The organism is Pseudomonas sp. DWP2-2 (assembly GCF_049897065.1).
Taxonomy (GTDB): domain Bacteria; phylum Pseudomonadota; class Gammaproteobacteria; order Pseudomonadales; family Pseudomonadaceae; genus Aquipseudomonas; species Aquipseudomonas paracarnis.
Map to the genome: position 1 here is coordinate 411,656 of NZ_JAFCVN010000003.1, position 26,394 is coordinate 438,049.

The window sequence follows — 26,394 nt, forward strand, 5'->3', positions numbered from 1 at the left end:
TGATCTGTGAACGCGGTCAAAATGTGGGAGCGGGCTTGCCCGCGATGGCGCCCGTCCAGGCGCTGCATTCAGAACTGGTACTGCGCCCCAGCCCCCGCATACCACGAGCGCCCCGGCGCCGCTTCGTAGTAGCGGTTATTGCCATCCCCCACAATCACCGACCCCACGTACTGACGATCCAGCAGATTATCCAGGCGCAGGGTCTGGTGAAAGGTCCAGTGCTCTACCTTCTGCTCAAACCGTGCGCGCCAGTTGAAGACGCTGTAGGCCGGCGCGGCGTGTTGTTGGTTGGTGTCTTCTACGTAGACCTTGCTGCGGTACATGCCTTCGATGGCGGTGCTGACCCAGTCCCGTGGTTTCCAGTTCAGTTCGGCGAACAGGGTGGTTTGTGGCACGCCGGGGAGGTAGTTGCCTTTGTCGATGGTGTTGGCGCCGCTGGTAAAGTCGCTGTCGTAGGTTGCGTGCAGGCGGGTGTAGGCGAGGCTGGTGCTCCAGTGGTCGCTCAGCTGGCTTTCAACACCCAGTTCGAAGCCGCGGCGCAACGTGCGACCGGCGTTCTGGTAGCTGGTACGGCCACCGATGGATTGCTGCACCACCAGTTCGTCCTCGGTGGTGATCTGGAAAATGGCGGCGTTGATCCGCGTGTTGTTCAGTTGCGCTTTCACGCCCATTTCATATTGCGTGCTTTCAGACGGCTTCAAGCCGAAGTTGAAGCCCTCGGCGTTGCCCGGTGCATAGGCCAGCTCGGCCTGAGTCGGGGTTTCAAAGCCTTTGCCTGCGCTGATGTAGGCGTGCAAGTCGGGGGTGAACGCGTACATCACGCTCATCGAAGGGGTGTTTTTCTGGTAGGTCTTGTTGCCGCTGGCGTCGCCATTGCTCAGGAACTGATCGTCAACGTCCATTTGCATCGTGCTGTGGCGCACGCCGGCTTGCAGGGTCCAGCGGTCGAGGGCCCAGTTGGCTTGGATATACGGGTCGAGGCTGCGAGCCGTGTCGATTTCGTCGCGGCGTAGTTGGCCTTTCACGCCGAGGGTGTTGCCGCTGTAGTTCTGATAGCCATGGCGGCTGTCTTCGCTTTGGTCGAAGTCCAGGCCGGTAATGATCGTCAGCTCGCCAGGCGCGCTTTCGATGGGCTGCAGCCAGCGCACGCTGCCGCCGTAGAACTTTCGATCAAATTGCACTACGCCACCGCCGCGTTCGTTGGCGGGCGTGCCCTTGGGGATCGACAGGTACTGAATCACACTGCGCCTCCCGGTGTAGGTATTGACCTGCAAGGTCGCGCCACCGAAATACCGCTCGTAATTCATCCCCAATTGCTGGTGATCGATACTTTTACGCGTGTTGTAGTTCAGCGCATTGGCGCTTACCGAGCGCGGGTCTGCCTTGTACGCTGCCCAGGTTTGCCCCAGCGGATCCTGCGTACCGTCCTGCTCCAGGCTGCTGTAGATCAATGCCAGCTTGCTGTCGTCATCGGGCTCAACATTGAGCTTGGCGAAGGTCTGGTCGCGGCGCGCGCTGCTGTGATCGCGGTAGCCGTTGGTGTCCATGCGCGAGGCGTCGAGCACAAACCCGGCGCCATTCGCCGCGCCCTCGGCGCTGAGGTGGTTCTTGTTCAGGCCGTCGCTGCCCACCAGGGTTTCGGCGCCGATACGCGGCGGGCCCTCGCCGTCGCGGGAGAACATCTGGATCACGCCCCCGGCGTTGCTGCCATACAGCGTCGCCGCCGGGCCGCGCAGCACTTCGATGCGCTCGGCCGTGTCGAGGTTGAACGTCGCGGCCTGGCCCTGGCCATCCGGGGTACTGGCGGGGATGCCGTCGGCGATCAGCTTGATGCCGCGCACGCCGAATGCTGAACGGGCGCCGAAGCCTCGGGACGAGATCTGCAGGTCTTGCGCGTAATTCTGACGGTTCTGCACCACCAGGCCGGGCACGCGGGACAGGGCTTCGGAGGCGTTGATGCCGAGCTGGCCGTCACTGATCTGCTCGCGGTTGATGCCGTCCACGGAATAGGGCAAATCGAACGTCGGGCTGGCGCTGCGCGAGCCGGTGACCACGCTGGGGTCCAGGATCAGGGGCGTATTGTCGGCCTGGGCGGTGTTACACAGGCCCAGCAGTAAGGCAAGGCAGGTTGGGGCAGAAGGAGTCATGAAAAGGCCGGTTGGTAGCGCGCAAGTGAGGGGCGTAGGCGAAAATGTTACAAGTTTAACGACTCGCCCTCTGATTTGCCGAAATCCTGACCGCTGGGCGCAATGGGATGCTTCCTACGCTTAGCGTCGACTGCGTAAGCCTGAAGCCTTGGTTCTGTGGTGTTAGGTTTTCGGTCTTTATTAACAAACAAGAAGAATCGACTATGCGGAGTCCTATTCTGAGGTTGCTGGTATTGCTGGGAATATCGTTGCTCATGGGCGGCTGCGGTACTACGACCACGGTACTGCGTGGCGATGACGTCACTGTTCTGAACCTCAAGAGGAAGAAAACGTACTGCAACTCTGTTCCGCGTGTTTATAGCGGCGTGGTTTATGACTTGTGTGTCTTGCATGGACCGCCGAACTCCGCAAGTGATCTCTCGCTGAATGGTATTCCCTGGGGCATTCTTGATGTGCCCGTTTCTGCTGTCCTGGACACGCTCGTCCTGCCCTACACGATCTACCGCCAAAGCGCGGACGGCAGCATCGAGCTGCGCTAACAGCTTCCTACTGCTTTTAAGCTATAATCCCGCCCTTTAGCTGTTTCCCGCCCCGGCGGGAAACACACTTTTTTCAGGCGCGATGCGCCTGCATGCAGACTAAAAGAGGCTAGACCCCAGTGGCATTGACGATTCTTGGCCTGTCCGGCGCCCTTAGCCATGATCCTTCCGCAGCCCTGTATATCGACGGCAAGCTGATTGCGGCCGCCGAAGAAGAGCGCTTCGTACGCGACAAACATGCAAAGAACCGCATGCCCTACGAGTCGGCGAAGTTCTGCCTGGAGCAGGCTGGCATCAAGCCTTCGGACGTTGACGTGGTGGCGATCCCGTTCGCCCCGATAAGCCTGTTCGGCGAGGCGCGCTGGCACTACGCCAAGCGTTACTGGTACGCCCCGGACCGCGCCCTTGACGCGATCCTGATGGGCAACCGTCGCTACAAGCGCTATCGCAACAAGATCGTCTGGTGCCTGGAGCAACTGGGCTTCGATCCGAAGAAAATCAAGATTGAACCGGTAGAACACCACCTGGCTCACGCATCCAGCGCCTACCACTGCTCGGGCTTCCAGGAAAAAACCGCGATCCTGGGCATTGACGGCAAGGGCGAGTACGCCACTACCTTCTTTGGTTACGGCGAAAACGGCAAGATCCACAAGATCAAGGAATTCTACGATCCGGACTCCCTCGGCGGCCTGTACGGCGCAATCACCGAGTTCCTCGGTTTCGAAATGCTCGACGGTGAGTTCAAGGTCATGGGCATGGCGCCGTACGGCGATGCCAGCAAATACGACTTCTCGCGCCTGGCCTCCTTTGAAAACGGCGAACTGGTGATCAACACCGACTACGCCAACGTCATCGGCCTGCGCCGCTACAAAGAGAAGGGCAAGGGTTTCTACTTCTCGCCAAAACTGATCGAGTGGCTGGGGCCGAAACGCGAAGGCGACATCGCCGACGAACCGTACATCCACTATGCAGCCAGCATGCAGGCGCTGTTCGAAAAACTGGCCTTGCAGATGATCGACCACTACCTGGGCGACATCCTCAAGGACACCGGCAAGCTGGCCTTCGCCGGCGGCTGTGCGCTGAACGTCAAGCTGAACCAGAAAATCATTGCCCGTGACGACGTCAAAGAGCTGTTCGTACAGCCGGCTTCCGGCGATGCCGGCACCGCCGTCGGTGCGGCGGCCTACGTGTCCCATGCTCGTGGCGTACCGGTCGAGAAGATGGAACACGTCTACCTCGGCCCGTCCTACAGCAACGAAGACGTGATCGCCGCGTGCGCCAAGCACGAGAGCAAGCCGAACTGGCGCAAGATCGAGAACATGCCTAAGCGCATTGCCAAGATCATGGTCGACGGCAATCCGGTAGCCTGGTTCCAGGGCCGCATGGAGTTTGGCCCGCGTGCCTTGGGCGGTCGTTCGATCATCGGTTGCCCGAGTGCGACCGGCGTGGCGGATCGCATCAACCACCAGATCAAGTTCCGCGAGCGTTGGAGGCCTTTCTGCCCGTCGATGCTCGACACCGTGGCCCCGCAGATGATCAAGGTCGATCATCCTGCGCCGTTCATGACCTTCACCTTCGAAGTCGCCGAAGAGTGGAAGACCCGTGTACCGGAAGTGGTGCACGAAGACGGTACTTCCCGCGCCCAGGTGCTCAAGCGCGAGTACAACCCGCGCTACTACGACATGATGAAAGAGCTGGAAGTGCTGACCGGTAACGGCGTGTCCCTGAACACCTCGCTCAACCGTCGTGGCGAAGCGATGATCTGCTCGCCGACCGACGCGCTGAACATGTTCTTCGGCTCGGACCTGCAGTACCTGATCATGGAAGACATCCTGGTGGTCAAGGATGGCGTGGACCCTTATGACGCCGTGGTTTAAATGCTGAACCGCTTCCAGGGCTGGCGTGAACGTGGCTGGGCGCCTGTCGAGGCCGAGGTTTACGCCCAGGCCTGGCAGCGTTACGGCGGCAGTGTGGCGACCCATCCCCAGGTGATTGAGCGGTTGGCCGGGCTGGCGCAGATACCTGTGCGCTACCTGGGCTGGGAGCACGGTGGTGAACTCAAGGGGGCAATCGCCACCTGGGGACGCGACCTGGCGCTGTCCAAGGATGTGCTCAAGCGCAGCGGCAAGAAAGGCCTGTTTGACCTGGGCAACGCCGAGATCATCCTGCCGATTGCTGCCGATGCGCAGCTGCCGTTGCGTCATCGTGCGCGCTACCTGTCGACGCTCAATCAAGGGCGCGTGAGCACCCTCAAGCCCCAGGCCGAGCAATTGGCCATGGCGCGTACTCCCGAAGACCTGTCGAAGAAGTTTCGCTACAACCAGCGGCGTGAACTGCGCCTGTTGGAAGAGGCGGGCGGCTTGGTAAGGGCGGTCAGTGAGTTTTCCAGTGTAGAACTGGCGGCGATCTATTGCGACCTGTTCCAGCGTCGTTGGGGCTTCCCGGCGGCGGGCGCGGCGCGTCTGGCCGAGGTGCTGGAGTTGCTCAAGGAATTCCTGTTCGGCTCGGTGCTGTTTCTGAACGACGCGCCGATTGCAGTGCAATTGGTGTATCAGGTGCAGTCCAACGAGTGGTTCAGTGCCGAATATGTCAATGGCGGCGTCGACCCTGAAACCCGTGCATTCAGCCCCGGCAGCGTGCTGAGTTTTCTCAATACCCAAGGTGCCTGGGAGCAGGCGCGGGTGGCGAACAAGTCGCTGCGCTTCTCCTTCGGGCGTTCCGACCGTGAATACAAGGAGCGCTGGTGCAACCCGGTGCCGGTGTTCAGTGTATGAGCCGTAAACAGCAACTGCTCAAGCGCCATCGGCGTAACAAGCGTATTGCGCTATTGATCGGCGTGCTGGTGTTGGTCGCCACCGGCGTACTGGTCGCCTGGTGGTTGCCGCTGATCCTTGCGGTGCTGCTGTGGGCCGCCCATGAAGCCTGGTTTGCCGATCACCTGTTTTACTCGCCCAAAGACAGCTATGAGTACGCGTTCCCGGCCGGCAGCGAACAGCCCGGCTTGCGCCTGGAGGCGGGCCGGCTGTTGCTGGATGCGCCGTTGGCGGCGGATGAAACCCTGATCGTCGGCATTGAGTTGAAAAGTACCTGGCTGGGGCGTTTCTTCGACCCTGCGGTGGACCTGTTGGGCCTGCAAAGCCCGGACCGGCAAGCCTTCGAGCGCGGCGTCGCTGGGCGGCGTTATCTGAACCTGACCGGCGCCGCCGAAGCCTTGGCCGCGGGCAAGCTCGAATTGCGCGGGCGTTTTTGCCGGATAAAGGGGCAGCCGACGCTGTGGCGCTTTCGCCAGCCGGACTATCGCCAGCAACGTGTGATGGTGATCGCGCCCCATGCCGACGATGCCGAGCTGGCTGCGTTCAGCCTTTACAGCCAGGCGACTGAAAGCTGGATCGTCACGCTGACGGCCGGTGAAATCGAAGCTGAGCATTATCAGAACATGGGCCTGCCCAAGGCTGAAGCTGCGCGCCTCAAGGGCCGTTTGCGGGCCTGGGACAGCGTCGCCGTGCCCCGCTGGGCGGGCGTGCCCGAGGCGCAGTGCGTGCAGTTGGGGTACTTCTGCATGCAATTGCAAGCCATGCAGGCCGCGCCAGATCAGCCTCAAGCCTCCCGCGAAGCCGGTTTGGCCGATACGCGGCTGTTCCGCCAGTTCAATGGTTTTGCCCTGCCTGGCGATGCTGATGGTGCACCGACCTGGCATAACCTGATCGCCGACCTGCGGGCGCTGCTGCTCAAGGCGCGGCCCCAGGTCATCGTCTTGCCCACGCCGTTGCTTGACCCTCACGCCGACCATATCTGCGCCCACGCGGCAGTGCTGGAAGCCTTGCAGGGCCTGGAGTGGCAGCCCGACACATTGCTCGGCTACGCCAATCACCTGCATGATAACGACCGCTGGCCAATGGGCGATTCCGGCGCTGGCGTGGCGCTGCCGCCACGTTTCGATGGTGCTGTGGAACTGGTGCCGTGCAGTTTCGCTCTCGCCTTGAGCCAGCAGCAGGACAAGGCCATGGCCCTGGGCATGATGCACGACCTGCAGCCGCCAGCGCCGTTCAAGCGTCGAGTGCGTAGGTGGTTGCAGCAACTGCTGGCGGGCCGTAGTCCATCGCCCTATGGCGAGAACGAATTCTTCCGCAAGGCCGTGCGCCGTCACGAGCTGTTGTGGGTCCTGAAGCAGGACTGAGAGCCGATTGAAGGCAGGCCGTTATGCGCCTGTCGCCCTTTTTACCGGGCTGCATGCCCGTAGCCAGATCGCTGCATGGAGAGTTATGAAGCCTCGTTTCAAGGTTTTGCAGTTACAGCCGGACTACAACGTCAAGACCCATGACTTCGCGGACTTGGGTGAGCAAATCGTCAAATCCCTGCCGGCTGAGCGCTTCGAGGTGACCTCCGGATTTCTCAGTGGGCGCCCGCTGCCCGGCCAGCCCCTGAGCGTGGCCGAGCACTCCCATTATTTCGAGCTGCCGGAGAAGTCCCTCAAGGGCATTCGCTTTGGCGCCATGTGGCAGATCTACAAGTACTGCCGCGAGCAGAAGTTCGACGTGGTCATCTGTAACCGCTTCAAGTCGGTGAACATGATGCTGTCGCTCAACCGCTGGTTGAAGATCCCGCTGTGCATCGGCATCTCCCACGGCTTTGGCGAGTACGCCCGTGGTTACCGTCGGCGTCAGACCCAGCGCTGGGTCAGCCCGGCGTGGCGTTTTGTCGGGGTGTCCGAAGCGGTCAAGGACTACCTGGTAGACCTCAATTGCGGGTTCACCCCTGAGAACACCACCTACGTCACCAACGCGATCGACATTCCCCAGGCAGAGGCTTTGCAGCTGTCCCGTGAAGACGCACGCAAGGCCCTGGGCCTGCCGATGGATGCACGGATGATCGGCGCCCTGGGCCGCCTCGTGCCGATCAAAGGGCATACCCATCTGCTGCAGGCCTTCGCCACGCTCAAGGACAAATACCCTGAGGCGCAGGTGGGGATTATTGGTTCTGGCCGTGCCGAAGCCGACCTGCGTGCCGACATCGAGCGCCTCGGCCTGACCGGCCGTGCGCACTTGCTGGGCTTTCGCGAAGACGGCATGAAGTACGTGCGCGGCTTCGATATCTGGACCATGCCGTCGCTGTTCGAAGGCCTGGGCCTGGCCTTGCTGGAAGGCATGAGCGGCCACCTTCCGGTGATCGCCTCCAACGGCCCGGCGATGCTGCCACTGGTGCAGGGTGCGGGCGGCTTGTCCCATGATCCGGGCAACGTCGAACAATTGGCTGCGGCCCTGGACACTTACCTGGCCTTGAACGATGAACAATTGCGCGCCAAGGGGGAGGAGGTGTTCCGCTATCTGGAGGCCAACCACACCCTCGACGAGTTCAAGCACAAGTACCTGACCCTGATTGAAACCGGTTTGCGTGAAGTAGGTAGAGCATGAATCAGCAACAACCCCTGGTCTCGGTGATCATCGCTTCCTACAACCATGGCCAGTACATCGAGCAAAGCATTCTTAGCGTGCTGGGGCAGACCTACCCCAATATCGAGCTGTTGGTAGTCGACGACGGCTCCAAGGATGACAGCGTCGAACGCATCCAGCGCTTGCAGGCCGAGCACGGCTTTGATTTCCAGGTGCAGCAGAACCAAGGGCTCAGCGCGACCTTGAACGGTGCGATCGCTCGCGCCAAGGGTAGCCTGATCGCACCGTTCGGCTCGGATGACATCATGTTGCCGGACCGTATTGCCACCCAGGTGGCGTATATGGACGGCAAGCCGAAAGTGGGCATGTGTGCTGGCAATATCGAGCTGATCGACGGGGATGGCAACCTGCACCCGGAGAAGAAACAGCGTCGCGACGTGCCGTTTCGCCGTCTGGACTTCGATGACCTGTTCCTGGACCGCAAGCCGTTTCCACCGGCGCCGACCATGCTGATTCGTCGCGAAGTGCTGGAGGAGGTCGGTGGTTTCGACCCGCAGATTCCCCTGGAAGACTTGCTGATCCAACTGAAGATCACGGCGGCGGGCTACACCATCGACGCCCTTGACGTGGTGATGGCCAAGTATCGCCAGCACGCCAGCAACACGTACAAGAACCACCGCTACATGATCCAGAACATCCTCAAGACCTACGCCAAGTTCAGCGAGCACCCGGCCTATGACGCGGTTCGCTACAACTTCCTGAACTCGATGTTTCTCAAGACCGCCGACCGCGACCGCCCGTTGGCGCGGGAGGTGCTCAAGCAGATCCCTTTGAAGTTCTGGGGGCGCAAGACCTTGCGCGGGCTGGTGCGGTTGTATCTGGCGCCGCTCAAGAACTGAACCGACGCCGCCCCCTGTAGGAGCGAGCTTGCTCGCGAAAAACGTCAACGATAACGCGTACTTCCTGAATAAACGCGGCGCCGGTGAGTTTTTCGCGAGCAAGCTCGCTCCTACAGGTGTTTAAAGGCTCTGGACCTGCTCGCGGATTTTCGCAGTGGCCGCTGGGCTCGCCTCCAAGGCGTAACCTTTGACCAATTGTTCGAAGTGCGTTTCGAACAGCCAGTTGCGATCCTGAGGATAACGTTGCATGTGGCGCAGGTTACGTTGGCGCAAGGCGTAACGCAGTGAAGACGGGTAGATGCGCAGGTCAGCCACGTCGATCAGGGCGAACTCACCGTCGTCCATCAACAACACGTTACCCAAGTGCAGCGAACGGAAGTACACGCCGCGCTCGTGCAGTTGCGCCATGAACCGTCCAAAGCGCTCAACCAGTGATTCACGCAGGCTGCTGTCCAGGCTTTGCAGCGCTTGGCGCAACGTCAGGCCGGGCAACGGCGTGTAGCGCACCGCGCTGCTGGCGTCGCTCAGGCGGTAGAGCCCGAGGATGTGCGGCGTAGGAATGCCCAGGGTGCGCAGTTGCTCGCTGTTGCTGGCAAAGCGCTCGGAGTACGGGTTGAAGCTGCCGGAGGTGTACCAGCGGCGTGGGCGGAACAGCTTGAGGAAACTGCCGTCCTCCAGGCGCAGGACTTTGGGACCCAGGCCATCGGCCTCAATCACATGGGCGTTGCTGCAAAGTTGTTCAAACGCTGCGGGCTTGAGGTTCTGCACCGGCATGCGCAGCAGGCTGCGATGGCGCTGGGCGATGCTCAGGCCGGTGATAATTGCCAACGGAATCCACAGCAGGAACCAGTGCTCCTTAGGGCGCGACAGAATGCCGCCGCCTTCGGTCAGGCCCGCACCGATGCCGTAGGCCAGCAGTGACGAAGCCAGGATGAACAGCGGCTGGGCGCGTTGCTGCAGACTTTTGTATAGAGCCCAACCGAGCATGAAGGCCCAGGGGATAAAGCCGATGATGCCGACGTAATAAAGCACCCCGAGGGCGAAGCTGTGGGGTTCGCGCAGTTGGTAGCCATCGGATACGGTCAGGTATAGCTCGGAATCGTAGCTATGCCCAATCCAGGGGTGTTCGGCGATGAGCTGTAATGTCATGGTCCACAGTTCGAGTCGGAACGAGCTGCCGCGTCCAGTGATCATTTCGGGGAAAAACAACAAGAGCCCGGCTGCACCCAGCACCATACCGGCGAAAAGCATCGCTGCGCGGCGGTTACGGCTGACAAAGCTCAACCATAGGATGGCCAGCGTCAACGCTACTAATGCAGTACGTGAACCGGTTGCCAAAACCGCGGCGGTCATGACCGCCAGGGCCGGAACGCTGAACCACAGCACCTTGAGACGCTGGGTAGTCATGCAGACATACAGCCAGTACACCGTGAAAAAGCCAAACAGATGCGAGCTGAGCAGTGGGTTGTCCAGGGCGCCCAGGCCGCCGATCATGCGCATGCCGGGCGAATAACCCTTGGCGAACGCCACCAGGTTACCCAGGCTGACCACCAGCGCAATCACCGCAGCGCTGAAGAAGATCGGCTTGAACAATTCGTTGCGGTAATGCAGCAGCAGACCGCAGCCGCCAAACAGCATGAAGGTATTCAATGGTCGCTTGAACAGGTCAGTATCGGAACTGGGCGCCGGGCTCCAGAGCAGACTGGTCAACGCCCAGGCGGAGAACGCCAGGAACGCGATTGCCAGGGGCTCGCGCAGCAGGTCCTTGAATTCCCGAGGGCGCATGCACAACAGAAACAAGGTCGGTACGCTGAACAGGATGTAGACAATGCGGTGCAGTACATTGCGATTGCCGACAAAGAACAGTGCACTCAGGAGCAGCAGCAAGCCAACAGGCAAAATCCATAGGACCAGGAAGTCGAAAACGCGATTTGAGCCATAGGTAAGGCGCTTGGAGTGCATACAGTAAAGCCATTCCAGAAATAGAAAGCCGACCATCTTAAGCTAGTGGCTAAGTAATGTCGCCGGTAGGATCCAACCGGGCCGCGGCTTACGCCGGGTGCAAGTACAACAGAGAAGCTGTGCTAAAGTCAGCCTCCTTTTTCAAAACGCCGCGTGATATGACCGACTCCAGTCCGAGCGCAAGCCCTTCGAGCTTGAAAATATACTTCCGCCTGCTCAGTTACGTTAAGCCCTATATGGGCTTGTTCGCGTTGAGTATCCTTGGATTTCTGATTTTCGCGTCGACCCAACCGATGCTGGGTTACATCCTCAAGTACTTTGTCGACGGTCTCTCCAATCCGGAAGCTGTGCTATTCCCGACCGTGCCCTTTTTGCGCGACCTGCAATTGCTGCAGGCAGTGCCGCTGCTGATCATCCTGATCGCGGCCTGGCAGGGCCTTGGCTCGTTCCTGGGCAACTACCTGTTGGCCAAGGTCTCCCTGGGTCTGGTCCACGACTTGCGGGTGCAACTGTTCAACAACCTGCTGACGCTGCCCAACCGCTACTTCGATAATCACAACTCCGGGCATCTGATTTCCCGCATCACCTTCAACGTGACCATGGTCACGGGGGCCGCGACCGATGCTATCAAGGTGGTGATCCGCGAAGGCATGACGGTGATCTTCCTGTTCGCCTCCTTGCTGTACATGAACTGGCGCCTCACGTTGGTAATGATCGCGATCCTGCCGTTGATTGCCGTGATGGTCAGTACCGCCAGCAAGAAATTCCGTAAGCAGAGCAAGAAGATCCAGGTGGCCATGGGCGACGTGACCCATGTGGCCTCGGAGACCATCCAGGGCTACCGCGTGGTGCGCAGCTTCGGCGGTGAAATCTACGAACAGAAGCGCTTTTTCAAGGCCAGCCAGAGCAACACCAACAAGCAACTGCGCATGACCCGCACCGGGGCGATCTACACCCCGGCGCTGCAATTGGTGATCTACTCCGCCATGGCCGTGCTGATGTTCCTGGTGCTGTACCTGCGTGGCGACGCCTCGGCGGGTGACATGGTGGCCTACATCACTCTGGCGGGCTTGTTGCCCAAGCCGATCCGCCAGCTCTCGGAGGTCAGCTCGACTATTCAGAAAGGTGTGGCGGGCGCCGAAAGTATCTTCGAACAGCTGGACGAAGACGTGGAGGTCGACCACGGCACTCTCGAACGCGACAAGGTCAGCGGTCGCCTGGAAGTTCGTCACCTGAACTTCACCTACCCTGGCACCGATCGCCATGTGCTCAAGGACATCAGCTTCACCGCCGAGCCTGGGCAGATGATTGCGCTGGTGGGGCGCTCGGGCAGTGGCAAGTCGACCCTGGCCAGCCTGATCCCGCGCTTTTACCATCATGAAAGCGGTGAAATCCTGCTCGATGGCATCGAGATTGAAGACTACAAGTTGCTCAACCTGCGCAAACACATTGCCCAGGTCACCCAGCATGTGACCCTGTTCAGCGACACTGTGACCAACAACATCGCCTACGGCGACCTGGCCGGTGCACCTCGTGCCGATGTGGAAGCGGCGGCAGCGGATGCCAATGCGAAGGACTTCATCGATCAGTTGCCCAAGGGCTTCGATACCCAGGTGGGTGAGAACGGTGTGCTGTTGTCCGGCGGCCAGCGCCAGCGCTTGGCGATTGCCCGTGCATTGCTCAAGAACGCGCCGTTGCTGATCCTCGACGAGGCCACCTCGGCCCTCGATACCGAGTCCGAGCGGCATATCCAGGCGGCACTCGATAAGGTCATGCAAGGCCGCACGACCCTGGTGATCGCGCACCGTTTGTCCACCATCGAGAAGGCTGACCTGATCCTGGTGATGGACGACGGGCGGATTGTCGAGCGTGGTACCCATGGCGAGTTGTTGGCGCAGAACGGTTACTACGCCCGCCTGCATGCCATGGGTCTGGATGCACCGGTGCAGGCTGATATCACCTGATCCAACCGGCATCACGGTGTAAAGGAAATGTAGGAGCGAGCTCGCTCGCGAAAAACCTCAACGATAAACCGCGCTTCCTGAATAAACGCGGCGTCTGTGAGTTTTTCGCGAGCAAGCTCGCTCCTACAGAGAGCAAATCCCCTCCCACATTTGCCCTGCGGTGGTCGCAAGCCATCGCAAACCCTGTGCTAATATCGCGCCCCTGTTCATTTTGTATGTGGGTTGCTCCATGAAGTTGTCCATGCCGCGATTCAATCAAGCCGCTGTCTTGGTGGTCGGCGATGTCATGCTCGACCGTTACTGGCATGGTGGTACCTCACGGATTTCCCCTGAGGCTCCGGTACCGGTCGTCAAGGTCGAGCAAATCGAAGACCGCCCAGGTGGCGCTGCCAACGTCGCGCTCAATATTGCCGCCCTCGGCGCCCCGGCCTCCCTGGTGGGGGTGACCGGCGACGACGAAGCGGCCGAAAGTCTGGCCAACAGCCTGCAGGGTGCCGGCGTGCATGCGTTGTTCCAGCGCATCGCTCATCAGCCGACGATCGTCAAGCTGCGGGTCATGAGCCGTCACCAGCAGTTGCTGCGTATCGATTTCGAAGAACCCTTCGCCACCGATGCCCTGGCCCTCGGCGACCAGGTCGACGCGCTGCTCGACGGTATCAAGGTGCTGGTGTTGTCCGACTACGGCAAAGGCGCCTTGCAGAATCACCAGGTGTTGATCCAGGCCGCCAAGGCTCGCAACATTCCGGTGTTGGCCGATCCCAAGGGCAAGGACTTCTCGGTTTACCGAGGCGCCAGCCTGCTCACGCCCAACCTCAGTGAGTTCGAAACCATCGTCGGCGGTTGCGCTGATGAGCACGAACTGGTGAGCAAGGGCGCGGCGCTGATGGCCGATCTCGACTTGGGCGCCTTGCTGGTGACCCGTGGCGAGCACGGTATGACCCTGTTGCGTCCGGGTCACCCGGCGATGCACCTGCCGGCGCGTGCCCGTGAAGTGTTTGACGTTACGGGCGCCGGTGACACGGTAATCTCTACTCTGGCTGCGTCTATCGCGGCTGGCGAGGAACTGCCCCACGCCGTGGCCTTGGCTAACCTGGCCGCGGGCATTGTGGTGGGCAAGCTGGGTACTGCAGCCATCAGCGCACCTGAGTTGCGCCGTGCGATCCAGCGTTCCGAAGGCTCGGAGCGCGGTGTGCTGGGCCTGGAGCAGTTGCTGCTGGCAATTGACGATGCTCGAGCTCACAACGAAAGCATTGTGTTCACCAACGGCTGCTTTGACATCCTGCACGCCGGGCATGTGACGTACCTGGAGCAGGCAAGCGCCCAAGGCGATCGCTTGATCGTTGCGGTCAACGATGACGCTTCGGTCAGCCGCTTGAAAGGTCCTGGCCGCCCGATCAACAGTGTTGACCGGCGCATGGCGGTACTCGCGGGCCTGGGCGCGGTGGACTGGGTGATCAGCTTCTCCGAAGGCACCCCGGAAAACCTGTTGGCCCAGGTCAAGCCCGACGTGCTGGTCAAGGGTGGTGACTACACTGTCGATCAGGTAGTCGGTGCGGACATCGTCAGCGCCTACGGCGGCACGGTCAAAGTGCTGGGGTTGGTTGAAAACAGCTCCACCACTGCGATTGTCGAGAAGATCCGCAACAACGAGTGATACCCCGTGGGGCGAGCCTGCTCGCCCCTAGCTTTTCTTCGGCACGATCTTGCGCAGCATCTGCCGTGCCTTGCCGGTCAAGCGCTTGAGCTTCGAGTCTTTTTCCGGTTCTGCCAGGCCCTGCTGCCTGAGCCAATCCTTCCAGCGAATCCGCTCATCGCGCACCAGCCAGCCTTCTTGCTGGGCAAAACTTTCCGCCAGATAGAGGCCGCGCGTGCTGGCCGGGTACAGTTGGTCTTTCTTGACCGTGTACAACTCTGCCAGTGGCTCGCCATCTTTGAGCGGCATCAAGTACAGGTCCGGGCGCTGACGGTCCAGGCGCGCCACCAGTTGGTCACCCTCCAAACGCTCATCCACATGAAACAAGCTGAGGGACTTGGCTTCCTTCGGCACTTCCAGGCGCAGGTCATAAATCAATTGCAGCGAGGCGGTCGGCAGGTGCACATAGGCCCGTGGGCGCTCGATCAGTTGCATGGTGGCGCAGCGTACCGGGCGTGCGGCGCCGGACAAGGGGCTGAGCCGAAACGGTAGGGCCTCGCGGTAATGCAGGGCGGCGGAGTAGGGCGCCGGCAGCCAGGTGTCGTTGAAGCGCCCGCCGAGCCAGCCTTCGGGGGTTTCGAGCAGGCACTCTTCGGCAATTTCCTGGATGGCGGTGTGCAGCGGCAGGTTCAGTTCATGGGCCGGGACGTAGCCGGAGATCAGCTTGAGCACCACATCGCCACGGTCCTGGCGGCGTTGGCGCACCAGCACCCAGTAGTCCTTGTTTTGCCAGTGCAGGGTCAGGCGTACCGAGACGCCGAGGTTCGCCAGTTCCAGGGCGAAGCGTTCGGCATCTGGTACCTCGACCGGCTTGCGCCGTTGCAGGGTCTGGGCGAAGTTGAGCGGCATGCCGACGCTCTGGTAGCTCAGGCCTTCGGGGGTGGCTTCGACGTGCAGCGGCAGTGTCTTGAAGTTGCTGGGGTTCTTTCTTATGAGCGTACGCGGCATGTCGGCTCCTTCTTGCGACGGGGTCGGCCGCGTGGGCGGCATCAGAGTTGACGAATGACCCGGGCAGCAGTTGCTACGTTATGGGCCAGGTGCAGCGGATTAATGGTCCCGACAATAGCACTGGCGACGCCCGTTTGCGCGAACAACAAGGTGAAACTGGCCTGAATTGGATCCATTCCCGGTTCCAGGCATACGTGGCCGCTGGCCAGCGCCTTTTTCACCAGGATGCCCTTGCCGTGGGCGGCCGCATAGTCGATCACGGCCTTCTCAGCCTGTTCGTTGAGGTTGTAGGTGACCATCGCACAGTCGCCCTGCTCCAGCGCTTTCACCCCGCCTTCGACGGTTTTGCCGGAGAAGCCGAAACCGCGGATCTTGCCGTCTTTCTTCAGCTGCGCCAGGGTCTGGTAAACCTCGCAATCATTGAGGATATGCAAGTCGTTGCCGTCGGAGTGCACCAGCACCAGGTCGATAAAATCCGTTTCAAGTCGTTTCAGGCTGCGTTCAATCGACATTCGCGTATGGGCCGCGCTGAAATCGTGGTGGGACACGCCATTGGCAAACTCTTCGCCAACCTTGCTGACGATTACCCAGTCCTTGCGCTGGTCACGCAGCAGCGGCCCCAGGCGCTCTTCGCTCATGCCGTAGGCCGGCGCGGTGTCGATCAGGTTGATGCCCAGCTCGCGGGCCTGGCGCAACAACATGCGGGCGTCGTCGTCGCCAGGGATCTGAAAGCCGTTGGGATATTTCACCCCTTGGTCGCGGCCCAACTTGACGGTGCCCAGGCCCAGGGGCGACACCAGCAGGCCGGTGCTGCCCAGGGGGCGATGCAGGTCGTGCAGGGTTGGCAGGCTCATGGCAACAGTTGCTCCCAGGCGGGTTGGCCGATTGCCGGGGTTGGCAGTTCGGGCAGAGGGGCGCTGGCGCTGGGGCGTATGCCGTCGCGCTCCAGGGCGTGGAGTACGCGGTCGGCGAAGTCCGGCGCCAGGGCCAGTTTGGTGGGCCAGCCCACCAGCAGACGGCCGTCTTCGGCAAGGAACGCGTTATCGGGACGGCTCAGCCCCGATTGCAGCGGCTCGGCGCGATCCACCCGCAGGGTGGCCCACTGAGTCTGGCTCATGTCGATCCAGGGCAGCAGTTGCGCCAGCTCTTTTTGCGCGGTGGCGATCTGTTCTTGCGGCGTACGCGCCACACCGTCAGCCTCGGCGATATCGCCGCCCATGTACCACACCCAGTTGCCGTCGGCGGCCGGGTGGGTGGTTACGGTGATCCGCGGCTTGGTGCCGCCGCCCAGGCAGTGGGCGTACAGCGGCTTGAGGCCGGGGCCTTTGGCGATGATCATGTGCAGCGGGCGTTTTTGCATGGCCGGCTGGCTATGGCCCAGGGCGGCGAGCAAGTCTGCCGTGCCGCCGCCAGCGCTCAGGACTATGCGTTGGGCGCGGATTTCACGGCCATCGACCTTCAAGCCCACCAGGGTGCCACCCTCCAGCAACGGTTCGATGTGCTGACCAGCAAGCAGACCGTCACCGGCCAATTGCGCCAGGCGGTTGATCAGGCTGGGCACGTCCACCACCAGCTCGGCCAGGCGATAGACCTTGCCTTTGAAGCGACGGTCCTGCAGCGCCAAGGGCAGTTCGTCGCCCTTGACCTGATCGACGCGGCCACGCACGGCCTTGCTGGCAAAAAAGCTGGTGAGGTTGCCGGCAATCGTGCCGGGCGACCACAAGTAATGCGCCTGGGACAGCACGCGCACACCGGACAGGTCCAGCTCGCCGCTGCCGGCCAGGGCTTCACGCCAGCGGCGCGGCATATCGGCAATGGCTTCGGAGGCGCCGGTGAGCGCGCCATGCAAGGCGTATTTCGCACCGCCGTGAATGATCCCCTGGGACTTCAGGCTTTGCCCGCCGCCCAGGGTGGCGCTTTCCACCAGTACCGTGGAAAACCCCTGGCCGCGCAGGCGCGCATTGAGCCAGAGGCCGGCAACCCCGGCGCCGACAATCAGAACGTCGGTGGAAATAACGGATGGCATCGGCGACCTCAGTGTTCAAGACAAGAGGCGCAGTATACAGGCTGTTGAGTGGCGGTCAGTGCCCGGCGGTTTTTGAGAACAGCTGAATCACCACCACACCCAGCACAATCAGGCCCATCCCCAGCATCGCCGGCACATCCAGCTTCTGCCCGTAGATGAACAACGCCGCGATGCTGACCATCACGATGCCCATCCCGGCCCATACCGCGTACGCCACGCCGACCGGCACGGTGCGCACCACCAGGGTCAGCATCCAGAACGCCACGCCGTAACCGACGATCACCAGCAGCAACGGAATAGGGGTGCTCCAGCCTTTGATGGCTTTCATGGAAACGGTGGCGATCACTTCCGAGCAGATGGCGATGGCCAAGTAGTAGTAGGCGGCATTCATGGGGCAATCCTCGACGTGATGCGCATTTGATAAGGTCGGCATTCTAGAGGTTCGCCAGATGGGGTAAAGTCATTACCTATCTGGAATTGAGATGGGTTGAGCCATGAGCGTGCACTGGGATCTGGAGCAGATGCGGCTGTTTGTCAGCGTCGCCGAGCAGCGTTCGTTTTCTGCCGTGGCCCGTGGGCAGCGCAAGGCGCAATCGGCGGTCAGCAATGGCATTGCCCTGCTGGAGGCGGACTTGGGCGTTGTCCTGTTCGAACGTAGCAGCGGCCGGCAACCGCGCCTGACCGAGGCCGGCAGTGTATTGTTGGAGGAAGCGCGTGAGGTGCTGCGCCAGTGTGAGCGCCTCACGGGCCGGGCGTTGTCGTTGACCCGCGGCGAGGAGGCCTGCCTGCGCCTGGCCCAGGATGAGGCGATGTTGTTCCAGCCTGTGCTCGACAGCCTGGAGGCGCTGGCGGTGCACTACCCGCTGCTGGAGGTGCAGTTGTCCAGCGCGGCTCAGGGCGATGTGGCGCGCAAGCTGGTGGAGCGCAAGGCGGACCTGGGGCTGTTGTTCTATCACGACCAGATTCCTGAAGCCCTGGAGCGAAGGGTGGTGGGCAGTGTGGAAATGGTCACGGTGTGTGGAGTCAATCACCCGTTGGCCAAGGAGCAGTACGTGACGTGCCAACACCTGGCCCAGTTTCGGCAGTTGCTGATGTCGACCCAGACCAGCGTCTACCCCGGCAGCGAGGCGGCCAGCCCCCTGGTGTGGCGCGCCGACAGCTTCTACGTATTGGCCGAATGGCTGATGAGTGGCCTGGGCTGGGCCTGGCTGCCTCGGCATATCGTGCAATACCCGACCTACCAGCAACAGATGGTCGAATTGGCCAGCGAATGGACCCCGCCCGCCCTGGTGGTGGAACTGGTGTGGCGCCGCGACGAGCACCTGGGGCCCGCCGCTCGCTTCTTGGCCAAACGTTTTGCCGAGTGCTTGCAGGCGATCGACTGAAAAAGCCGATAAACTCCGCCGCCATGAATAGAACTCTCTACAGCTGTCTGTTTTACCTGGCGCTGCCGTTGGTGGCTTTACGCTTGTGGTTGCGTGCGCGCAAAGCGCCGGCCTATGCCAAGCGGGTGGGCGAGCGGTTTTCCTATGGCTTGCCGGTGATGCGGCCCGGCGGGATCTGGGTGCACGCGGTGTCGGTCGGCGAAAGCATTGCCGCCGCCCCGATGATTCGCGGCTTATTGGAGCGTTATCCACAGCTGCCGATGACTGTCACCTGCATGACACCCACAGGTTCCGAGCGTATCCAGGCGCTATTTGCCAACGAACCGCGCATCCAGCACTGCTATTTGCCGTACGACTTGCCCTGCGCCGCCAAGCGTTTTCTCGACCGCGTGCAGCCTACGCTGGCGGTGATCATGGAAACCGAGCTGTGGCCCAACCATATCCATGCCTGCGCCCAGCGCGGTATCCCGGTGGCGCTGGCCAATGCGCGGCTGTCGGCGCGTTCGGCCAAGGGGTATGCGCGATTTGCCAAGCTGACGGCGCCGATGCTGGCAGAAATGAGCTTGTTCGCGGTACAGACCGAGACAGAGGCCGAACGTTTTCGCGGCCTGGGCGCACGGCCTGAAACCGTGGAAGTGACCGGCTCGATCAAGTTCGACCTGAGCATCGACTCTCAGTTGACGGCCCGCGCCGCCGCCCTGCGTGAACAATGGGGCGCCAGCGAGCGTCCGGTCTGGATCGCCGCCAGTACCCACGAAGGTGAAGACGACGTGGTGCTGGCAGCTCATCGCCAGTTGCTGGCGAACTATCCCAATGCACTGCTGATTCTGGTGCCCCGTCATCAGGAGCGCTTTGGCCCGACGTTTGAGCGCTGCGTGCAGCAAGGGTTTGCCACCGTGCGTCGCTCCAGCGGTGAGCCGGTCACCGAGCAAACCGCGGTGCTGCTTGGCGACACCATGGGCGAATTGCTGTTTCTTTACGCCCTGGCCGACAGCGCATTTGTCGGTGGCAGCCTGGTGCCGACCGGCGGGCACAACCCGCTGGAACCGGCGGCGCTGGGTAAACCGCTGATCATGGGCCCGCATGTCTTCAACTTCCTTGACATCACCGCGATGATGCGCGACGCCGGGGCTTTGCGAGAGGTGGACGATGCCGATGGGCTGGCCGAAGCGGTGCGACAGTTGTTTGAGTTGCCCCAGGACGCACGCAAGATGGCGCAGGCTGGGCTCAAGGTGATGCAGGCCAACCAGGGCGCGTTAAAGCGTTTACTGGATGGCTTGGACAAACTGATCAAACACTGACCACACCAACCCAATGTGGGAGCTGGCTTGCCTGCGATAGCATCACCTCGGTGTACCAGATATACCGAGGTGTCTGCATCGCAGGCAAGCCAGCTCCCACATGGGTTCGGCGGTGCGCTTAATAGCCGGGGCGGGCCTTGAGCTGTTCGGCAGCGGCTTTGGCGAGGTCCGGCGGCAGGAAGTCTTTGTCCGGGTTGTAGTCGGCCTTGAGGTAGCGCGCCAGATCCTGCAAATCCCCTGGGTTGAGCGTGCCTGCCGCCTGCTTCAAGCGCAGGTTATCGAGGATGTAGTCGTAGCGGCTGTTGTTGTAGTTGCGCACCGACGCGTACAACTGGCGCTGTGAATCCAGTACGTCGACGATGTTGCGCGTGCCCACCTGATAGCCGATTTCCGTGGCTTCCACCGCGCTCTGGTTGGAGATGATCGACTGACGGCGTGCCTGTACCTGCTCCACATCGGTGTTGACTGCACGGTGCAGGTTACGGGTGTTTTCCACTACCTGGCGGCGTAGGCCTTCGCGCTGTTGCTCGGTCTGGTCGAGGCGCGAATAGGATTCGCGCACTTGCGAACTGGTGAGGCCGCCGCTGTAGATCGGGATGTTCAAGCGCAGGCCGACGGTGCGTTGCGACACATCGCCGCCGTACGGGATAGGCAACTGATTCGGGTTGCTGAAACCCAGGGCGTCGTTGTCGCCTTTTTCGTATTGCGCAACCGCATCGAGCGTCGGCAAGTGGCCGGCTTTGCGCTGCCGAAGGGTTTCTTCAGCGGCGGTTACCGCGTAATTGCTGGCGAGCAGGTTAAGGTTCTGACGCCCGGCAGTTTCGACCCAGGCCTTGGCGTCGTTCGGTGCCGGCGGCAGCACCGGCAGCGTGTGGACGATACCCTGAATCGAGTTGTATTGGCGGTTGGTCAGGGTGATCAGCGCTTCGAAAGCGTCGTCCACCTGACGCTGGGCCAGGATGCGGTTGGCCCGGGCAGTGTCGTAGCTGGCCTGGGATTGCAGCACATCGGTCTTGTCCGACAGGCCCACATCGAAGCGTTCGTTGGACTGGTCGAGCTGGCGCTTGAAGGCATTTTCTTCGGCCTTGGTCGACGCCAGGTTGTCCTGGGCGCGCAGCACGGCGAAGTAGCTCTCGGCACTTTGCAAAATCAGGTTCTGCTCGGAGGCCGACAGTTGCAGCGAGGCTTGCTCGTTAACGGCTTGGGCGGCTTGCAGCTGGAACCAGCGGTCGGCACGGAACAGCGGCTGGCTCAGGGTGGCCCGCCAGGAGTGGGCGTCACGGTTGGCCGTGGCGGCCGGTTGGTCGATCTGGGTACGTACGTTATTGCTGTCGGCGCCGGCCGACAGATTCGGCAGCAAACCTGCGCGGGCCTGGGGCACTACTTCTTTTTGCGCGCCGTACTGCGCACGGGCAGCGGCCAGGTCGGCGTTGTTGTTCGCCGCTTCCTGATAGACGCTGACCAGGTCGGTATTGGCGGACAAGGGCGCTTCAGCTGCCCAGACCAGTCCGTTGGTCGCACAAGACACGGCAACAGCCAGTGAGAGTTTGCGCAGCATGAGGCGATCCCTAGTAAGAATATTACGGTGATAATTCAGCGCCCAAGGCTAAGGCTGGCCATGCCTGGCGTCAAGCCTTGAGGCCGTGCCCGAGTGTAGTGGCCGTACCGTCACACAACAATCCCACGATCACGCCATTCATCACGCTGAATGCACCGCTATTGGCAATTTGCCCACGCCATGGTCTAGACTGGCCGCGTTCTTGTCGGGGTGCCTTGTTGGAAGGCTGAGATCGGTAAATACCGGATCCCGTTGAACCTGATCAGGTTAGCGCCTGCGTAGGGAACAAGATTTCTCGTCACCCGGCGAGTCCTCTTGTGCTTCGTCCGGGATGTTGTTCGACAATCGAACAGCCCTCGTGCGCCAAGCACAGCACTGGTTCCAGTGCGTCCGTCCGTCACAGGTTCGCTCCGACAAAAATCCACCGCCTGGATAAGTTGGAGAGCCTGTGATGAGTACAAAACTAAAAAATACCGTGCACCTGAGTGAATCGGCCAAGGTCGACTCCGGCTCCGTGCAGCCATTTACCCGCTCGCAAAAAATCTACGTGCAGGGCTCCCGCCCGGATATTCGCGTGCCGATGCGTGAAATCAGCCTGGATGTGACCCCCACTGAGTTTGGTGGCGAAATCAACGCCCCTGTAGTGGTCTACGATACCTCCGGCCCCTATACCGACCCCAATGTCATCATCGACGTGCGCAAAGGCTTGGCCGATGTGCGCTCGCCGTGGATCGAAGAGCGTGGTGACACCGAGCGGCTGGCCTGCTTGAGTTCACGCTACGGCCAGGAACGTCTGGATAACCCCGACCTGGCCTACCTGCGCTTTGCCCACCTGCAAAACCCGCGTCGGGCCAAGGCCGGCGCCAACGTCAGCCAGATGCACTACGCGCGCAAAGGCATCATCACGCCAGAAATGGAATACGTGGCCATCCGCGAAAACATGAAGCTTGAGGAAGCTCGCGCCAGCGGCCTGCTCAAGCAACAACATGCCGGGCACAGCTTCGGCGCCAGTATTCCGAAAATCATCACGCCCGAGTTCGTGCGCGAAGAAATCGCTCGCGGCCGCGCAATCATCCCGGCCAACATCAACCACACCGAGCTGGAACCGATGATTATCGGCCGTAACTTCCTGGTGAAGATCAACGGCAACATCGGCAACAGCGCCCTGGGTTCGTCCATTGAAGAAGAAGTGGCGAAGATGACCTGGGGCATTCGCTGGGGCTCGGACAACATCATGGACCTGTCCACTGGCAAGCATATCCATGAAACCCGCGAGTGGATTATCCGTAATTCGCCCGTGCCGATCGGCACCGTGCCTATCTATCAGGCCCTGGAAAAAGTCGACGGCGTTGCCGAAGACCTGACCTGGGAGCTGTTCCGCGACACCCTGATCGAACAGGCCGAGCAAGGCGTGGACTACTTCACCATTCACGCCGGCGTACTGCTGCGCTACGTGCCGCTGACCGCCAATCGCGTCACCGGCATTGTCAGCCGTGGCGGCGCGATCATGGCCAAGTGGTGCTTGGCCCATCACAAGGAAAACTTCGCCTACACGCACTTCGAAGAGATCTGCGAAATCATGAAGGCCTATGACGTCAGCTTCTCCCTGGGGGATGGCCTGCGCCCGGGGTCGGTGGCCGATGCCAACGACGCTGCGCAATTCGGTGAACTGGAGACTCTGGGCGAGCTGACCAAGATCGCCTGGAAGCACGACGTACAAACCATGATCGAAGGCCCCGGCCATGTGCCGATGCAACTGATCAAAGAGAACATGGACAAGCAGCTGGAGTGCTGCGACGAGGCGCCGTTCTACACCCTCGGCCCGCTGACCACTGATATTGCGCCGGGCTACGACCACATCACCTCGGGTATCGGTGCGGCGATGATCGGCTGGTTCGGTTGCGCCATGCTCTGCTACGTCACGCCCAAGGAGCACTTGGGGCTGCCGAACAAGGATGACGTGAAGACCGGGATCATCACCTACAAGATTGCGGCCCACGCGGCCGACCTTGCCAAAGGCCACCCTGGCGCGCAGATTCGCGATAACGCCCTGAGCAAGGCGCGCTTCGAATTCCGCTGGGAAGACCAGTTCAACCTCGGCCTGGACCCGGATACCGCACGGGCATTCCACGACGAGACGTTGCCCAAGGAATCGGCCAAGGTCGCGCATTTCTGCTCCATGTGTGGGCCTAAATTCTGCTCGATGAAGGTCACCCATGAGGTGCGTGAGTACGCGGCCAACCAGCGCATCGATGCGGTGGATGTGGACGTGGCCAAGGGCTTGGCCGAGCAGGCTGAGCGGTTCAAGCAGGAAGGTAGCCAGCTCTACAAGAAGGTCTGATCCCTAGGCGGCGGTGTCTGCACCGCCGTCATCGCGGGCAAGCCCGGCTCCCACAGTTGGCCGAGTGGTACACAGATTTTGTGTTCACAGCCGGTCCCCTGTGGGAGTCGGGCTTGCCCGCGATAGCGATCCGACGAACACCCAATCTCCCTCTGCAATAACACCCTTGAACCACCAACCGATCAACGGCGTGCGGGCACCAGCTCAGGCTTGATCACGCCGGTGAGGCGCGTATAGGGCAGGGTGATTTCGATCAGCCCCTGTGCGTAAGGGGCGATGGTGCTGACGTTGTACTTGAGCACCACACCGCCGCTGGTCAGGGCCACGTTCGGGGTTTTCTGGAATGGCCAGCTCTTCACGAACTCCGGATCGCGGTCCATCTTGGTGCCGATCAACCAACTGTTGTGGGCAACTTTCGCGGTATTCCAGAAGGCCTGCTCCTGGTCGGGCAACAGCATGTCGGCCAGGGTCAGTTCCTTATGTAGAATCCGTGAATAGTTGATAAACCCCCGGCCTGGCTCGCCGTGGGCGACGCCGGTGTCCAGGTAACTGGACACTTCAACGATCACCAGTCCGTCATGCTGGTCACGTACCTTGGCTTGCAAGTACATGCCATGGCGGTCCGGCGACTCACGCAGGAAGGTGTTCCGGTAGGCGTTCAGGCTCGCCGGTACGCTGGCGCCAGGCGTGGTGCGGGTCATTTGCAGCAAACGCTGTTCCACCAGGCTGTCGAGTTGTGGCTCGGTGGGGAAATGCACGGTGTCGATGTTCACCAGCGGGCAGGCCGGGCTGTCACAGCCGGGCTTGATCTGCTCCGATTTGTCGGTGGTAACGTCCAGCGGCTTGAGATAGGCCGGTTGGAACAGGCTCTGGCAAGCACCCAGGGTCAAGGCAATACAGGCCACGGAGGCGATTTTTAAAAGCGACATGTGTGTCCTTCGTAAATCGATGGAAAGCGAAAAGAGTAGCGCTTGGACTGCCAACGTGGCCGCCAGTTCGCCACTAAACTGATTGCAGCGAGTTTGACGCTCGCCGCCTCTCCCGGCAACCGCAAAGGGGCTGCATCAACGGGCGTCGGCGCGTTAGGATGGCGCCCATTGCACGAGCTTAACGAGGGACACCATGACGGACATCGCGAAGTCGACGCCGAACAAGATCGAGATTGTTCAGCGTGACAATGCCTATAAAGGCTTCTACAAGCTCGATCGCGTGCAACTGCGCCACGAAAAATTCGACGGCGGCATGAGCCGGGTGATCAACCGCGAGGTGTTCGTGCGTCATGACGCCGTGTGCGTGCTGCCCTACGACCCGCTGCGCGATGAGGTGGTGTTGATCGAACAGTTCCGCGTCGGCGCCATGGGCCGCGCCGACAACCCCTGGCTGGTGGAGATGGTCGCCGGCCTGATTGACAAGGATGAGCAACCCGAGGAGGTTGCACACCGCGAGGCCGAGGAGGAAGCTGGGCTGACATTCTCCGCGCTGTGGCCGATCACCAAGTATTTCCCGTCGCCGGGCGGCAGTACTGAATTTGTCCACCTGTACCTGGGCCGATGCGACAGCTCGGGCGCGGGTGGCGTCCATGGATTGGAAGAAGAAGCAGAAGACATCCGCGTAACCGTCTGGGCATTCGAAGATGCCTTGCAGGCGGTGCGCGATGGCAAGATTTCCAACGCAGCCAGCATTATCGCCCTGCAATGGCTTGCGCTTAATCGCGCGGAAGTGAGGGGGTTATGGCAGTAAAGGCACGGGAACGTTATCGAGTTGACCTGATCGGGCTGCAAGCGGCCTGCGAGGCCAACTATGCGCGGCTGATGCGCCTGCTCCCGGACATGCGCCACGCCCCGCAGGCGCGGCGCATTGCTGTCACCCATGGCGATCAGATGCTCGGTGTGCTGACCCTGGAAGTCATTCTGACCTGCCCGTACACCACCACCCTGCGGGTGCGCCAGGAGCACAGCCTGCCGTGGTTGCCGGTGCCGCAACTGGAAGTACAGGTGTACCACGACGCGCGTATGGCCGAAGTGATCAGTGCCGAGCACGCACGACGCTTTCGCAGCATCTATCCTTACCCGAATGTGTTCATGCACCAGCCCGATGAGAAAGCACAGCTCAATGTGTTCCTCGGCGAATGGCTCAGCCACTGCCTGGCCTTGGGCCATGAGTTTGAAGTGGTGCGGTAGATGTGAACTGTGCCTGCTTCCTTGGGTTTCCTCTTTGTGTCCTGCCCCAGCATAATCGCGC

At 61.2% G+C, this 26,394-nt stretch carries 21 protein-coding genes and 1 riboswitch; of the genes, 13 read left to right on the forward strand and 8 right to left on the reverse strand.

The genetic code is table 11. The features are described 5' to 3' along the window. Window positions 1-68: 68 nt before the first annotated feature. Window positions 69-2,147, reverse strand: coding sequence for a TonB-dependent receptor family protein (locus tag ACP7CZ_RS09325; protein WP_198790495.1), 2,079 nt, complete (start codon window positions 2,145-2,147; stop codon window positions 69-71). Between the two features lie 203 nt (window positions 2,148-2,350). On the opposite strand from ACP7CZ_RS09325, the gene ACP7CZ_RS09330 reads away from it, so the two are divergent. From ACP7CZ_RS09330 to ACP7CZ_RS09355, 6 genes are all read left to right on the forward strand, one after another. Further along, window positions 2,351-2,686 carry a YceK/YidQ family lipoprotein gene (locus ACP7CZ_RS09330; protein ID WP_198790496.1) on the forward strand — a complete coding sequence of 112 codons (336 nt, stop codon included), beginning with the start codon at window positions 2,351-2,353 and terminating at the stop codon, window positions 2,684-2,686. 119 nt (window positions 2,687-2,805) lie between these two features. Next, complete coding sequence (locus ACP7CZ_RS09335) at window positions 2,806-4,563, forward strand: carbamoyltransferase family protein (RefSeq protein WP_014716634.1); 1,758 nt, start codon at window positions 2,806-2,808, stop codon at window positions 4,561-4,563. Further along, entirely contained in the window at window positions 4,564-5,460 is an 897-nt protein-coding gene (locus ACP7CZ_RS09340; protein WP_236279521.1) for a GNAT family N-acetyltransferase, read from the forward strand. Further along, window positions 5,457-6,863: a PIG-L deacetylase family protein gene (locus ACP7CZ_RS09345; RefSeq protein ID WP_060764901.1), complete on the forward strand. Its 1,407-nt coding sequence runs from the start codon at window positions 5,457-5,459 to the stop codon at window positions 6,861-6,863. Before ACP7CZ_RS09340 ends, ACP7CZ_RS09345 begins: the two co-directional genes overlap by 4 nt. Before the next feature lie 85 nt (window positions 6,864-6,948). Further along, a complete protein-coding gene (locus tag ACP7CZ_RS09350) occupies window positions 6,949-8,097 on the forward strand; it encodes a glycosyltransferase family 4 protein (RefSeq protein ID WP_054918876.1) in 1,149 nt (382 codons plus the stop codon). Continuing rightward, on the forward strand, window positions 8,094-8,975 hold the full coding sequence (locus ACP7CZ_RS09355) for a glycosyltransferase (protein ID WP_034125626.1): 882 nt from the start codon (window positions 8,094-8,096) through the stop codon (window positions 8,973-8,975). Before ACP7CZ_RS09350 ends, ACP7CZ_RS09355 begins: the two co-directional genes overlap by 4 nt. Before the next feature lie 120 nt (window positions 8,976-9,095). Here the strand turns inward: ACP7CZ_RS09355 and ACP7CZ_RS09360 are convergent, their stop codons facing one another. Next, a complete protein-coding gene (locus ACP7CZ_RS09360) occupies window positions 9,096-10,937 on the reverse strand; it encodes an O-antigen ligase family protein (protein ID WP_054918873.1) in 1,842 nt (613 codons plus the stop codon). Window positions 10,938-11,095: 158 nt separating this feature from the next. On the opposite strand from ACP7CZ_RS09360, the gene msbA reads away from it, so the two are divergent. Together msbA and hldE are read left to right on the forward strand one after the other, a co-directional pair. After that, the gene (gene msbA, locus ACP7CZ_RS09365) at window positions 11,096-12,901 is read left to right on the forward strand and encodes a lipid A export permease/ATP-binding protein MsbA (protein ID WP_054918872.1); all 1,806 of its coding nucleotides are present in this window, start codon (window positions 11,096-11,098) and stop codon (window positions 12,899-12,901) included. Window positions 12,902-13,130: 229 nt separating this feature from the next. Next, window positions 13,131-14,555: a bifunctional D-glycero-beta-D-manno-heptose-7-phosphate kinase/D-glycero-beta-D-manno-heptose 1-phosphate adenylyltransferase HldE gene (gene hldE / locus ACP7CZ_RS09370; RefSeq protein ID WP_034125865.1), complete on the forward strand. Its 1,425-nt coding sequence runs from the start codon at window positions 13,131-13,133 to the stop codon at window positions 14,553-14,555. A gap of 27 nt (window positions 14,556-14,582) precedes the next feature. Here the strand turns inward: hldE and ACP7CZ_RS09375 are convergent, their stop codons facing one another. Genes ACP7CZ_RS09375 through ACP7CZ_RS09390 form a run of 4 tightly spaced genes read right to left on the reverse strand, consistent with a single transcriptional unit; the run spans window position 14,583 to window position 17,959 of the window. After that, entirely contained in the window at window positions 14,583-15,542 is a 960-nt protein-coding gene (locus tag ACP7CZ_RS09375; protein ID WP_003188010.1) for a hypothetical protein, read from the reverse strand. Between the two features lie 41 nt (window positions 15,543-15,583). Beyond that, the gene (locus ACP7CZ_RS09380; RefSeq protein WP_034125629.1) at window positions 15,584-16,396 is read right to left on the reverse strand and encodes an aldo/keto reductase; all 813 of its coding nucleotides are present in this window, start codon (window positions 16,394-16,396) and stop codon (window positions 15,584-15,586) included. After that, a complete protein-coding gene (locus ACP7CZ_RS09385; protein WP_057975429.1) occupies window positions 16,393-17,568 on the reverse strand; it encodes an NAD(P)/FAD-dependent oxidoreductase in 1,176 nt (391 codons plus the stop codon). The genes ACP7CZ_RS09380 and ACP7CZ_RS09385 overlap by 4 nt, the downstream gene beginning before the upstream one ends. A 55-nt stretch (window positions 17,569-17,623) precedes the next feature. Next, a complete protein-coding gene (locus ACP7CZ_RS09390; protein WP_003188013.1) occupies window positions 17,624-17,959 on the reverse strand; it encodes a DMT family transporter in 336 nt (111 codons plus the stop codon). 103 nt (window positions 17,960-18,062) lie between these two features. Between ACP7CZ_RS09390 and ACP7CZ_RS09395 the strand changes: the two genes are divergently transcribed. Together ACP7CZ_RS09395 and waaA are read left to right on the forward strand one after the other, a co-directional pair. Beyond that, window positions 18,063-18,953, forward strand: a complete 891-nt coding sequence (locus tag ACP7CZ_RS09395; RefSeq protein WP_197900264.1) for a LysR family transcriptional regulator — start codon at window positions 18,063-18,065, stop codon at window positions 18,951-18,953. A gap of 23 nt (window positions 18,954-18,976) precedes the next feature. Further along, complete coding sequence (gene waaA / locus ACP7CZ_RS09400) at window positions 18,977-20,254, forward strand: lipid IV(A) 3-deoxy-D-manno-octulosonic acid transferase (RefSeq protein WP_072445876.1); 1,278 nt, start codon at window positions 18,977-18,979, stop codon at window positions 20,252-20,254. A 118-nt stretch (window positions 20,255-20,372) separates the two neighbouring features. Here the strand turns inward: waaA and ACP7CZ_RS09405 are convergent, their stop codons facing one another. Continuing rightward, a complete protein-coding gene (locus tag ACP7CZ_RS09405; protein ID WP_032893875.1) occupies window positions 20,373-21,812 on the reverse strand; it encodes a TolC family outer membrane protein in 1,440 nt (479 codons plus the stop codon). A gap of 196 nt (window positions 21,813-22,008) precedes the next feature. Next, window positions 22,009-22,114: riboswitch (TPP riboswitch) on the forward strand. A gap of 149 nt (window positions 22,115-22,263) precedes the next feature. Between ACP7CZ_RS09405 and thiC the strand changes: the two genes are divergently transcribed. After that, complete coding sequence (gene thiC, locus ACP7CZ_RS09410; RefSeq protein WP_034125634.1) at window positions 22,264-24,153, forward strand: phosphomethylpyrimidine synthase ThiC; 1,890 nt, start codon at window positions 22,264-22,266, stop codon at window positions 24,151-24,153. A gap of 182 nt (window positions 24,154-24,335) precedes the next feature. On the opposite strand, the gene ACP7CZ_RS09415 is transcribed toward thiC, so the two are convergent. Next, complete coding sequence (locus tag ACP7CZ_RS09415) at window positions 24,336-25,082, reverse strand: RsiV family protein (protein ID WP_089042116.1); 747 nt, start codon at window positions 25,080-25,082, stop codon at window positions 24,336-24,338. A 193-nt stretch (window positions 25,083-25,275) separates the two neighbouring features. Here ACP7CZ_RS09415 and ACP7CZ_RS09420 point away from each other — a divergent pair, with 193 nt between their 5' ends. Then, a complete protein-coding gene (locus ACP7CZ_RS09420; RefSeq protein ID WP_034125636.1) occupies window positions 25,276-25,893 on the forward strand; it encodes an NUDIX domain-containing protein in 618 nt (205 codons plus the stop codon). Further along, complete coding sequence (locus ACP7CZ_RS09425) at window positions 25,884-26,333, forward strand: DUF1249 domain-containing protein (RefSeq protein ID WP_003188022.1); 450 nt, start codon at window positions 25,884-25,886, stop codon at window positions 26,331-26,333. Before ACP7CZ_RS09420 ends, ACP7CZ_RS09425 begins: the two co-directional genes overlap by 10 nt. Window positions 26,334-26,394: the final 61 nt, after the last annotated feature.